11 protein-coding genes are annotated in these 11,873 nt (G+C 69.2%); 10 read left to right on the top strand and 1 reads right to left on the bottom strand.

Going from position 1 to position 11,873, the window contains the following annotated elements; all coding sequences use genetic code 11:
• Positions 1 to 39 precede the first annotated feature (39 nt).
• The 3 genes from C5B99_RS12695 to C5B99_RS12690 all read left to right on the top strand — a co-directional run bounded on the left by C5B99_RS12695 (position 40) and on the right by C5B99_RS12690 (position 3,236).
• Positions 40 to 1,587: a PTS mannitol transporter subunit IICB gene (locus C5B99_RS12695; RefSeq protein ID WP_181062982.1), complete on the top strand. Its 1,548-nt coding sequence runs from the start codon at positions 40 to 42 to the stop codon at positions 1,585 to 1,587.
• Positions 1,588 to 1,662: 75 nt separating this feature from the next.
• The gene (locus tag C5B99_RS19345; protein WP_181059421.1) at positions 1,663 to 2,100 is read left to right on the top strand and encodes a PTS sugar transporter subunit IIA; all 438 of its coding nucleotides are present in this window, start codon (positions 1,663 to 1,665) and stop codon (positions 2,098 to 2,100) included.
• Positions 2,097 to 3,236: a mannitol-1-phosphate 5-dehydrogenase gene (locus C5B99_RS12690; protein WP_104242631.1), complete on the top strand. Its 1,140-nt coding sequence runs from the start codon at positions 2,097 to 2,099 to the stop codon at positions 3,234 to 3,236. Before C5B99_RS19345 ends, C5B99_RS12690 begins: the two co-directional genes overlap by 4 nt.
• Positions 3,237 to 3,395: 159 nt before the next feature.
• Here the strand turns inward: C5B99_RS12690 and coaA are convergent, their stop codons facing one another.
• Complete coding sequence (gene coaA, locus C5B99_RS12685; protein ID WP_104242628.1) at positions 3,396 to 4,346, bottom strand: type I pantothenate kinase; 951 nt, start codon at positions 4,344 to 4,346, stop codon at positions 3,396 to 3,398.
• Between the two features lie 60 nt (positions 4,347 to 4,406).
• Between coaA and glmS the strand changes: the two genes are divergently transcribed.
• From glmS to C5B99_RS12650, 7 genes are read left to right on the top strand one after another with little or no spacing between them, the layout of a single operon-like run.
• On the top strand, positions 4,407 to 6,257 hold the full coding sequence (glmS, locus tag C5B99_RS12680) for a glutamine--fructose-6-phosphate transaminase (isomerizing) (RefSeq protein WP_104242626.1): 1,851 nt from the start codon (positions 4,407 to 4,409) through the stop codon (positions 6,255 to 6,257).
• Positions 6,258 to 6,263: 6 nt separating this feature from the next.
• Complete coding sequence (locus C5B99_RS12675) at positions 6,264 to 6,638, top strand: holo-ACP synthase (protein WP_104242624.1); 375 nt, start codon at positions 6,264 to 6,266, stop codon at positions 6,636 to 6,638.
• Positions 6,635 to 8,530, top strand: coding sequence for an alanine racemase (locus C5B99_RS12670; protein WP_104242622.1), 1,896 nt, complete (start codon positions 6,635 to 6,637; stop codon positions 8,528 to 8,530). Before C5B99_RS12675 ends, C5B99_RS12670 begins: the two co-directional genes overlap by 4 nt.
• A complete protein-coding gene (gene tsaE, locus C5B99_RS12665) occupies positions 8,514 to 9,098 on the top strand; it encodes a tRNA (adenosine(37)-N6)-threonylcarbamoyltransferase complex ATPase subunit type 1 TsaE (protein WP_104242620.1) in 585 nt (194 codons plus the stop codon). Before C5B99_RS12670 ends, tsaE begins: the two co-directional genes overlap by 17 nt.
• A gap of 10 nt (positions 9,099 to 9,108) precedes the next feature.
• A complete protein-coding gene (tsaB, locus tag C5B99_RS12660; RefSeq protein WP_104242618.1) occupies positions 9,109 to 9,717 on the top strand; it encodes a tRNA (adenosine(37)-N6)-threonylcarbamoyltransferase complex dimerization subunit type 1 TsaB in 609 nt (202 codons plus the stop codon).
• The gene (gene tsaD / locus C5B99_RS12655; RefSeq protein ID WP_181065012.1) at positions 9,717 to 11,297 is read left to right on the top strand and encodes a tRNA (adenosine(37)-N6)-threonylcarbamoyltransferase complex transferase subunit TsaD; all 1,581 of its coding nucleotides are present in this window, start codon (positions 9,717 to 9,719) and stop codon (positions 11,295 to 11,297) included. The genes tsaB and tsaD overlap by 1 nt, the downstream gene beginning before the upstream one ends.
• Positions 11,294 to 11,830, top strand: coding sequence for a hypothetical protein (locus C5B99_RS12650; protein WP_104242616.1), 537 nt, complete (start codon positions 11,294 to 11,296; stop codon positions 11,828 to 11,830). Before tsaD ends, C5B99_RS12650 begins: the two co-directional genes overlap by 4 nt.
• The last annotated feature ends 43 nt before the right edge of the window (positions 11,831 to 11,873 follow it).

Here is an 11,873-nt window from a genome sequence, read left to right as displayed (position 1 = left end):
CCCTCCTATCCCCGCGCATGGGGATTGCTTGGAGCAATAATGACTGCAGAAGCCACAACGACTGAACGCAAGGGTGCCCGCGTCGGCGTCCAGAAGTTCGGTGCGTTCCTCTCCGGCATGGTCATGCCGAATATCCCGGCGTTCATCGCCTGGGGCCTCATCACCAGCCTCTTCATCGAGACCGGCTGGCTGAACGAGCTGTTCCCCGCCAACGGCCAGCTCTGGGGCACCCTCGGTGGCTGGGCGATCGACCCCGCGACCATCACCGACGAGACCCCGGATGGAACGCCGTTCATGGGGCTCGTGAGCCCGATGATCACGTACCTCCTGCCTCTCCTCATCGCCTACCAGGGCGGCAAGATGGTCTACGACACGCGTGGTGGCGTCGTCGGTGCCATCGCGACCATGGGCGTCATCGTGGGCGCGGGCATCCCGATGTTCATCGGCGCCATGATCATGGGTCCGCTTGCAGCGTGGATCATGAAGAAGGTCGACAGCATCTGGGACGGCAAGATCCGTGCCGGCTTCGAGATGCTCGTCAACAACTTCTCGGCCGGCATCCTCGCGATGCTGCTCGCTCTCGGCGGGTTCTTCGCGATCGCCCCGGTCATCACGTGGCTCACGGAACGCCTCGGCGAGGGCGTCGATGCGCTGGTCAACGCAGGGCTCCTGCCCCTCGCGAGCATCCTCATCGAGCCCGCGAAGATCCTCTTCCTCAACAACGCGATCAACCAGGGAGTGCTCACGCCTCTCGGTGTCGCGCAGTCGGAGGAAGCCGGGAAGAGCATCCTGTTCCTCCTCGAGGCGAACCCGGGCCCCGGCCTCGGTCTGCTCCTCGCGTTCTGCTTCTTCGGCGTCGGCGTCGCTCGCGCGAGCGCACCCGGCGCAGTCGTCATCCAGTTCCTCGGCGGCATCCACGAGATCTACTTCCCGTACGTGCTCGCCAAGCCCGCTCTGATTCTCGCCGTCATCGGTGGTGGCGCGACGGGTGTGCTCACCAACGTCATCTTCGACTCGGGCCTCGTCGCTCCGGCATCTCCCGGCTCGATCTTCGCGATCATGATCATGACCGCCCAGGGCAGCCACCTCGGTGTCATCCTGTCGGTCCTGTTCTCGGCGGCGGTCACGTTCGCGATCGCCGCGGCGATCCTGCTCAGCTCACGCAAGAAGGACCTCGCTGCAGAGGCCGCCGGAGGCAACGGCTTCGCCGATGCCGTCGCCAAGACCGAGGCCAACAAGGGGAAGAAGTCCGACGCACTGTCGGGTCTCTCCTCGCAGGCCGCTGGCAGCTCCGTCGACACGAGGGTCATCACCAACGTCGTCTTCGCCTGCGATGCCGGTATGGGGTCGAGCGCGATGGGAGCGTCCGTCCTCCGCAACAAGATCAAGAAGGCGGGAATCGAAGGGGTCAACGTGAAGAACGTCTCGATCGCGAACCTCGACGCGACCCCCGACCTGATCGTCACCCACCAGGACCTCACCGACCGCGCGAAGCAGAAGTCTCCAGACGCCATCCACGTGTCCGTGGAAAACTTCATGAACAGCCCAAGGTACGACGAGGTCGTGGAACGGCTCTCCAACCAGTGAGTCGCACCTTCGACTGACCCAGGCCCCGAGCTGGACCATCCAGCTCGGGGCCTCCTATCGGAAGGAACGCAGAAAATGGCAGAAGTACTGAGCCTCGACAGCATCCGCCTCGGCGGAACCGCGCGCACGCGAGAAGAAGCCATCACGGAAGCGGGCGAGCTGCTCGTCGCGGCTGGCGCCGTGACGCAGGACTACATCCAGGCGATGCACGACCGCGAGCAGAGCGTCTCGACGTTCATGGGCAACTACCTCGCCATTCCGCACGGCACGAACGAGGCCAAGGACTCGATCCTCGGCTCCGCGCTCTCCGTCGTTCGGTACGACGAGCCCATCGACTGGGGCGGAAACGAGACCCGCTTCGTCATCGGCATCGCAGGCAAGGACGGGGGCCACCTCGAGATCCTCTCGAGCGTCGCCATCGTGTTCAGCGACGAGGACAACGTCGAGGCGCTCCTCAAGGCGGAGACGCCGGAAGAGCTGGCTCAGCTCCTCGGGGACGTGAACGAGGAATGAAGGCAGTCCACATCGGCGCGGGCAACATCGGTCGCGGCTTCATCGGGCTCGTCCTGCATGAAGCCGGGTACGACCTCGTCTACGCCGACGTCAACGCCGACCTCATCGGCGCGCTCCAGGCCGTCGACACCTACACGGTGCACGAGGTCGGGCCGGCAGCCAAGAGCCACGTCGTCGATCGCTTCAGGGCGATCAACTCGGCGACGCACGAGGACGAGGTCGTGCAGGAGATCGCCACTGCCGACGTCGTCACCTGCGCTGTCGGTCCGAACGTGCTCCGCTTCATCGCGCCCGTCATCCGCAAGGGCCTCGCGGCCCGCGCAGCTGACGCGCCGAAGCTGGCTGTCATGGCCTGCGAGAACGCGATCGGTGCCTCCGACACGCTCAAGGGGCTTGTCCTCGAGGGTGCCGAGGAGCTCGACGCCCGCGCGGTCTTCGCCAACACGGCAGTCGACCGTATCGTCCCGGAGCAGGCGGTCGAGGGCGTCGACGTCACCGTCGAGGACTTCTTCGAGTGGACGATCGACCGGACACCGTTCAACGGTGCCGAGCCGAGCATCCCGGATGCCCACTTCGTGGACGACCTGAAGCCGTTCATCGAGCGCAAGCTCTTCACGGTGAACACGGGCCACGCGACGATCGCGTACCACGGCTTCGTGGCGGGCGCGACGAACATGCAGGACGCGCTCGCCATCTCGGCGGTCGCGTCCGAGGTCGAGGCCGTGCTCGGTGAGACGAGTCGCGTGCTCGTGACGCAGTTCGGGTTCTCGGAAGAGGACCACGCCGAGTACGTCGCCACGACGCTCTCGCGCTTCGCCAACCGCGACCTGCCGGACCAGCCCGCGCGCGTGGGCCGTCAGCCGTTGCGCAAGCTCTCCGCGAAGGAGCGCTTCGTGCGGCCCGCTTCGGAGGCCGAGGCCGCGGGACTCCCGTACGACGCGCTCGTACGAGCGATCGGTGCGGCCCTCCGCTTCGACTTCCCGGCCGATCAGGAGAGCGTCGAGCTGCAGCAGAAGCTCGCGACGCTCGACGCGGAGACGTTCACGCGGGAGGTCACCGGCCTCGAGGGCGGCGCGCTCTTCGCGGCGGTCGTCGCCGAGGTCGCGCAGGCGCAGGCCGAACGCGTGGCAGCGTGATGCTCTGACAGCTCGCCTGTCGTGACGAAGCCTCTCCCGGGTTCACTCGGGAGAGGCTTCTTCAGGTTTTCTCGGCAATACCGGGACTGACGGGTGGCAGCTGAGAGCACGGCGCGGCGCCAGCTGTGGCGGGGGAGGGGCGCACGGGCCCCCGGCCGCTCAGACCTTGCGGAGCAGGACGCTGCGGACCGTGTGGTCGCTCGACTTCCGCAGCACGAGCTGAGCCCGTGACCGAGTCGGCATGACGTTCTCGCGCAGGTTCGGGCCGTTGATGCGCGACCAGATGCTGCGGGCGTGCTCGATGGCCTCGTCCGTGCTCAGATCGGCGAAGCGACGGAAGTACGAGCGCGGGTTGGTGAACGCCCCTCGCTGCAGCGAAAGGAAGCGCTGCTCGTACCAGCGTGCGATGTCCTCTGATCGGGCGTCGACGTAGATGGAGAAGTCGAACATGTCGCTCACCGCCAGCGAGTGAGCGCGGGGCGGCTGGAGCACGTTGAGGCCCTCGACGATGAGGACGTCCGGGCGGTTGACGACGATCTCAGCATCCGGCACGATGTCGTAGCTCAGGTGCGAGTAGAACGGCGCTCGAGCCTCCGCCGCGCCGCTCTTGACCTTCGTGATGAATCGCAGGAGTGCACGCTGGTCGTACGACTCGGGGAAGCCCTTGCGCTCCATGAGCCCGCGTCGCTCGAGCTCGGCGTTCGGGTAGAGGAAGCCGTCCGTGGTGACGAGCTCGACCCGGGGTGTGTCCTCCCAGCGTCGGAGGAGCTCGCGAAGCAGCCTCGACACGGTCGACTTGCCGACGGCGACCGAGCCGGCGACGCCGATGACGAAGGGGGTGGAGGCGCTGCGCTCGCCGAGGAAGCCGCTCGTCGCACGGTGCAGCGAGCGAGCGTTCGAGACGTACAGGTTGATGAGGCGGGAGAGCGGCACGTACACGTCGCGCACCTCGTCGAGGTCGAGGTGGTCGCCGAGGCCGCGCAGCCTGATGAGGTCCGATTCGTCGAGCGCCATCGGCGTCGACGGTGCGAGGTCGGCCCAGTCCTGGCGGAGGATCTCGACGAAGGGCGAGTCTCCTCCGCTGCGCGGAATCTGACCAGTTGCGGACATAGAAGGCGAGTCTAGTGCGGTGTCCGACCCCGCAAGAGCGGTGCCCCTAAGATGGCCCGTATGTGCGGAATTGTTGGTTACGTTGGTCCACGAGAGAGCCTTGACATCCTGATGGGCGGCCTCGCAAGACTCGAGTACCGGGGGTACGACTCCGCAGGTGTCGCGGTCATCGACGACGAGGGACGGATCGAGACCCGCAAGCGTGCGGGCAAGCTGAAGGTGCTGCGCGAAGACCTGGAGCGCAACGCGCTGCCGGACGGTCACACGGGCATCGGCCACACCAGGTGGGCGACGCATGGCGGTCCGACGGACGCGAATGCGCATCCGCACCTCGCAGATGACGGCAAGCTCGCCGTCATCCACAACGGCATCATCGAGAACTTCGCCGAGCTGAAGACCGAGCTCGTGGAGCTCGGCTACACCTTCGAGTCGGAGACCGACACCGAGGTCGCGGCCGTCATGATCGGCCACGTCTACCGCGAGGTGGGGAGCCTCGAGCAGGCGTTCCGCGCAGTGGTCCGCCGTCTCGACGGAGCCTTCACGCTCCTCGCGGTGCACGCCGATGAACCGGGCCTGATCGTCGGTGCGCGTCTGAACTCGCCGCTTGTCATCGGTCTCGGCGACGGAGAGAACTTCCTCGGCTCGGACGTGGCCGCGTTCGTCGAGTACACGCCCCGCGCGCTGGCCGTCGGCCAGGAGCAGATCGTGCTCGTGCGCCCTGACTCCGTGACCATCACGACGTTCGACGGAGAGCCCGCTACCGCAGAGGCCTTCGAGGTCTCGTGGGACGCGTCAGCTGCCGAGAAGGGCGGCTGGCCGAGCTTCATGGCCAAGGAGATCGACGAGGATCCCGAGGCCGTGGCGAACACGCTTCGCGGCCGGATCGTCGAGGGTCGCGTGCACCTTCCCGACCTCGACGCACTCGGGGAGGACTTCTTCAACGACATCCACCGCATCATCATCGTCGCGTGCGGCACTGCCGCCTACTCGGCCCAGGTCGGTGCGTACGCCATGGAGAAGTGGGCACGCGTGCCCGTCCAGGTCGAGCTCGCGCACGAGTTCCGCTACCGCGACCCGGTGCTCGACTCCCGCACGCTGATCGTGTCGATGAGCCAGTCCGGCGAGACGATGGACACGCTCATGGCGGTCCGCTACGCGATGTCTCGCGGCGCGAAGACCCTCTCCATCTGCAACACGCAGGGAGCGACCATCCCGCGCGAGTCCGATGCGGTCGTCTACACGCACGCCGGGCCGGAGGTCGCTGTCGCGTCGACGAAGGCGTTCCTCGCCCAGATCACGGCCCTCTACCTGCTTGGCATCTACACGGCGACGATGCGCGGCACCATGGCGGCTGAGCGGCGCGAGGAGCTCCTGACCGAGTTCCAGACGATCCCGGAGAAGGTCCGCACGGTCCTCGGCGTCCGGGAGCGCATCCACGAGCTCGCGAACTGGATGGCGGACACCCGCTCTGTGCTCTACCTGGGTCGCAACGTGGGCTACCCGATCGCGCTCGAGGGTGCGCTCAAGCTCAAGGAGATCGCGTACATCCATGCGGAGGGCTTCGCCGCCGGCGAGCTCAAGCACGGCCCGATCGCGCTCATCGAGCCCGGCCAGCCGGTGTTCGTGATCGTGCCGAGCCCTCGCCACGACGACACGCTGCACCCGAAGATCGTGTCGAACATCCAGGAGATCCGCGCGCGCGGCGCCCGTGTGCTCGCGATCTGCGAGGTCGGCGACGCGGCCGTGCTGCCGTACGCGGACGAGGTCATCGCGGTTCCGCCGACGGAGCCCTTCTTCGAGCCGCTGCTCGCGGTCGTGCCGCTCCAGATCTTCGCGATCGAGCTCGCCACGGCGAAGGGGCTCGACGTGGATCAGCCTCGCAACCTGGCGAAGTCCGTCACCGTCGAGTAGCTGAGCGTGATCGTCGGTATCGGTGTCGACACGGTGGAGCTCGCGCGGTTCGCGCGGGCTCTGCAGCGTGCCCCGCGCCTCCGCGAGCGTCTCTTCGCGCCGGCGGAGCGCGACAGGTCGCTGGCGTCGCTCGGCGCTCGGTTCGCCGCTCGGGAGGCCGCGGTGAAGGCGCTCGGCGGCATCGGCTCGCTCAGCTTCCTCGACTTCGAGGTCGAGAGCGGGCCAGCTGGGCGTCCGGAGTTCGCCGTGACGCCCGCGCTGCGGGCGCACCTCGAGCTGGTGGGGGTCGATCACCTGCACCTCTCGCTGACACACGAGCGCACGACCGCGACGGCGTTTGTGATCGCCGAGCGTGCGGCAACGGCTGGGGCAGGCTCGTGAGCGGTGCTCGCGTCGATGTCGACCTCGACGCGGTCCGGGCCAACGTCCGGGCGATCGCCGATCTCACGCGCACGCCGCTCCTCGCGGTCGTGAAGGCGAATGCGTACGGTCACGGGGCGTCCGACGTGGCTCGTGCCGCGCTCGAGGGAGGTGCCGTGCGCCTCGGCGTCGTCGACCTCCGGGAGGCCCTCGCGCTCCGGGAGGCGGGCATCGCCGCGCCGATCCTCGCGTGGATGCACGGGGCTCGCACCGACTGGCTCGCCGCGCTGGATACGGAGATCGAGCTCGGCGTCTCCTCGCTCGCGCAGCTCGAGCTCGTCGATATCGGTCTGGGTCGTCTCGAGCACTCCGAGCGCTGCGTGGTCGTGCACCTCAAGCTCGACACGGGCCTCGGGCGCAATGGGATCAGCCCGGCGGAGTGGGAGTCGGCGTTCACGAAGGCCGCGGAGCTCGAGGGGCGTGGGCTCATCCGCCTCGAGGGATTGTTCAGCCATCTGGCTGGTGCGGGTCCTGACGCCGATCGTGCGCAGCTGGCTTCTTTCGAGCGTGCGCTCGAGCTCGCGGCTCGGCGTGGACTGACCCCGTCGGTGCGTCACCTCGCCGCGACGGCCGGTTCGATGTCGCTGCCGGAGGCGCGCTTCGATCTCGTGCGCCTCGGAGTCTCCCTGTACGGCCTCTCGCCGTTCTCCGCCGACACGGATTGCCCGGTCGAGTTGAGGCCCGCCCTGTCGCTGAGCGCCCCGATCTTCGAGGATCAGCGCGGCTTCAGGGTCGACCTCGGGCACGCTGCGGGTCTGCCGCCGATCGAGCCTGGCTCGCTGGAGCTCGCGGACGACACCGGTGCTCGCTGGAATGTCGTCGCCCTCGACACCCTCGAGCTGCGAGTCGAACCGCTCGAGGGAACCGTGTCGGCGTCCGCACGCCTGGACCGCAGCGACGAGCCGCCTCGGCTGCTGGTCATCGACGCCGCACGCTCGGCGAGTGCGGACGCCTGGGCCTCGGCCGCCGGGACCATCAACTACGAGGTCGTCACTCGGCTGAGCTCCCGCATCCCGCGCCGCTCCTCGGGCGCGAGCTCTCCCGTCGAGCCTCACCGGGTGGCTGCGGTCGCCCCGGACGAGTCGGCGGCGCTCGCGCTCGCGCCCCGCCGCGAGCTCTGGGTCGACGTGGACCTGCTGCAGGCCCGCATGGGCGAACGGGCTCGCGAGCTCGCGGCGGCGCTGGGGAACGGCATGGGTGCGCGGCACGCGGCCAGGCTCTTCAGCGTCGACGTCTCCGCCGACGCGTACGGACTCGGTGGTGCTCTCGTCGCCGGTCTGGCGCTCGAGCACGGCCTGCTGCCGCTCGTCGCGGCGAACGCGGACCTCGCGCACGTCGGGCAGGCGGCACGGTCGAGCACGCTCGTCGACCACGAGCGGACCAGGGATCCTGGCAGCCGCGGAATCTACGGCTTCGACGAGCCGAGCGCGCCGCTTCCTGTCGCGCTCACGACGGAGCTCGTGCACGTGAAACGGGTGACGGCCGGCCACGGCGTCTCCTACGGCTACGACTGGGTGGCCGAGGAATCCACGACGCTCGGGCTCGTGCCCCTCGGCTACGCCGACGCCATCCCGCGCAGGGTCGCGGGGCGGGGTGAGGTTGTCGTCGGCGGCCAGCGTCGGCCGATCGTCGGCCGGGTCGCGATGGATCAGGTGGTCATCGACCTGCAGGACCAGGAGGCGTGGATCGGCATGCCGGTCTCGGTGTTCGGGCCCGAACCGGGCGATATCCACCTGCAGGAGTGGGCATCCTGGTCAGCAGTGTCACCGCAGGCGTTCGTGGCTGCGCTCGGGCCGCGCGTCGTGCGTCGGGAACGACGCGATGAGGAAAGGGCGGATGGGTGTGGGCACTGACCTGACTCCGAGCATCACGGTGGAGCTCGCGACCGCGGAGGACATGGTCCGCGCGGGAGAGCTCATCGGCGGGCTCCTGCTCGCGGGCGATGTGCTCGTGCTGACGGGGCCGTTGGGTGCGGGCAAGACGACGTTCGCGAGGGGTCTCGGGAGTGCGCTCGACGTGCGGGGTCCGGTCACGAGTCCGACGTTCGTGCTGGCGCGCACGCATCCTTCCCTCGGAGCGGGGCCCGAGCTCATCCACGTGGATGCGTACCGTCTCGGCGATCCGGCCGAGCTCGATGATCTCGGCCTTGATCTGGCAGCCAGCGTCACCGTCGTCGAGTGGGGGCGCGAAGCGGTTCCGCTGATCACCGATCGCTGGCTGGAGATCACGATCGACCGTTCCGCGGCATCCCCGCCGCTCGAGCCCGGGGTCGTCGAGGGGCCAGGTGGTGTCGACTGGAGCGACGAAGAGCCGTTGGACCCGCGCCGCGTCACGCTCACGGTCGCGGGCACGTGGGATCGCCCGGTAGCCGCCGCTCTCGTGGACGCGCTGCGGACCGAGTTCGGCGCAGCTCCCGCGTAGAATCACTCGCATGCTCTTAGCGATCGATACGTCAGCGGGCACGGATGTCGCGATCGTCACCCCGCACGGCCGGGTGCTCGCAGAACGGCGCACCGCCGACACCCGACACCATGCTGAGGTGGTCGGCGTGGCGATCGCGGAGGTGCTCGCAGACGCCGGGCTCTCTCCGCAGCACGTCACGCAGGTCGTCGGTGGAATGGGTCCGGGCCCCTTCACGGGGCTGCGTGTCGGCGTGGCCGCCGCGCGCACGTTCGCGTTCGCACGCGCCGCGCGTTTCATCCCGATGCCCAGCCATGATGCCGCGGCCCACGAGTGGCGCGCGGAGCATCCGGAGGCTGGCGGCGATCTGCTGGTCACGACGGATGCCCGCCGGGGGGAGCTCGCCTGCTCGCGGTACGAGCAGGGGCTGCTCGTCGCGAGCAGCTCCGAGCTGCACCGGCCTGATGCCGTCCCCGCTGCCGACCACCGCTTCGATACGAGGACCATCTCGGCCGCACACCTCGCGCTCGCCTGGCTCGACCGCGAGGTCCAGGGGCTCGAAGCCGAGGCCAATACGATTCTGTACCTGCGGGGTGCCGACGCGGTGCCGTCGAACGGCCCGAAGCGGGTGACCGGCTGATGCGCGCCGTGCTGCGCGATGCCTCGCACGAGGACTTCCCCTCGATGGTGCGTCTCGACGAGGCCGCCTTCCCGCTCGACCCGTGGTCGCCCTCGATGCTCGCGGGCGAGGTCAAGAGCGAGCACACGCGATATGTGGTCGTCGAGGACGCCGCGAGCGGCGAGATCCTGGCCGCTGCTGGCGTCATGGCTCTCCAGGGTGGTGGTGAGGCTGATCTGCAGACCATCGCCGTCGATGAGCGGCTGCGGCGCGGCGGATGGGCCACCCGGATGCTGGCCGAGCTCTTCGCGTGGGCCGAAGGGCGAGGCGCGAAGCAGGTGTTCCTCGAGGTGCGCGAGAACGGCGAGGCGGCTCGTGCCCTCTATTCGCGGCTCGGCTTCGAGGAGATCGGGCGCCGACCCAAGTACTACCCGAGAGAGGGCGTGGATGCGATCGTGATGCGCGGACAGCTGCCGAGCGTGCGGGTGTCCGCCGAGGCTCGTGTCGCGGCCGGTGCTCGCAGAGAGCCGCTTGTGCTCGGCATCGAATCGTCGTGTGACGAGACGGGTGTCGGCATCGTCCGCGGTCGGGTGCTGCTCGCCAACGAGGTCGCCTCCTCGATGGACGAGCACGCCATCTTCGGTGGCGTCGTTCCCGAGATCGCCGCACGTGCCCACGCCGACGCAATAGTGCCGACCATCTCGGCGGCGCTCGAGACGGCCGGAGTCTCGCTCGAGGACCTCGACGCGATCGCCGTCACCCAGGGCCCTGGCCTCGCTGGTGCGCTCATGGTCGGAACGGCTGCGGCGAAGGCCCTGCACGTCGCCACCGGCATCCCGCTCTACACCGTGAACCATCTCGTGGGTCACGTCGCCGCTGACGTCCTGCGCGACGACGTGGGTCAGCTCGAGCTGCCAGCGGTGGCGCTGCTCGTCTCGGGTGGGCACACGTCCCTCCTGCACGTTCGCGACCTCGTCGACGACGTGGAGCAGCTCGGCGAGACGATCGACGATGCGGCTGGAGAGGCGTTCGACAAGGTGGCGCGACTGCTGCGCCTGCCCTACCCGGGTGGACCCGAGATCGACAAGGCCGCTGCCGGAGGGGATCCGAAGGCGATCCGGTTCCCGCGCGGGCTCACGAAGCCGAAGGACCTCGAGCGGCACCGCTACGACTTCTCCTTCTCGGGGCTCAAGACCGCCGTCGCCCGCTGGGTCGAGGCGAAGGAGGACGCGGGGGAGCCGGTGCCGGTTGCCGATGTCGCGGCGAGCTTCCGCGAGGCCGTCGCCGACGTGCTGACGGCGAAGGCGGTGGCGGCCTGCACGGCCCTCGGCGTGCCTCGGCTCGTGCTCGGCGGGGGAGTGGCCGCGAACGCGCGCGTGCGTGAGCTCGCGGAGGAGCGGTGCGCTACCGCCGGCATCGAGTTGCGCATCCCCCCGCTTCGGCTCTGCACCGACAACGGGGCGATGATCGCAGCCGTCGGCGCGATGCTCGTCGCTGCCGGCAAGCCTCCGTCCCCGCTCGGCTTCGCGGCGGACTCGACGCTTCCGGTGGCCACGCAGCCTGCGCCGCAGGAGAGACCAGCTCTGGGGGAGCACCGATGACAGCACCCGATCAGCCGAAGCTGCCGCCGCGCAAGCCCGTGGAGCTTCCCCCGATCGACCGCACCCCGGTCGATGACACCAGCAACGCCGCCTACTCGGCTCTCACCCCGCGCTCACGGGGTGAGGAGAAGTCGGCTCCGGCCGTGGAGAGCTCTGCGCCCCGGTCCGAGGAGCGTCGGAGTCCGGAGAACGACCGGGACATCGACCCGGCCGTCGCGCACGTGCAGGAGACCGCGATGGCTCCTGCGTCCGCTCGCGCCGCGACGGCACCGGCGCCTCCTGCGCTCGGGCTCAGTCGCCTCGCGGTCATCGTCTCCGTGCTGCTCTCGCTTGCCGCGGCGGTCCTGGCGCTCGCGCTCTCCGCATCCGTGACCCCCTCGCCGCTCTGGCCCCTGTACCTCGGGGCGAGTCTCGGCGCGGTCGCACTCCTGCTCGCGGTGCTGGGGCGGCGCCACCGCGGTTGGGTGCTCGCGCTCGTGCTCGCTGTGGCGGCGGTCGCGGGCTGTATTGGCTTCGCCTTCGTCGTCGCCTGAGTCCGCGCTCCAGGAACCGCCGTGCCCCGCGAGGTTGGAAGTC

This window comes from Pseudoclavibacter sp. Z016 (genome assembly GCF_002931215.1).
GTDB lineage: Bacteria > Actinomycetota > Actinomycetes > Actinomycetales > Microbacteriaceae > Pseudoclavibacter.
The sequence above is the reverse complement of the archived record's forward strand: the minus strand, read 5'-3'. Positions and strand labels throughout refer to the sequence as shown.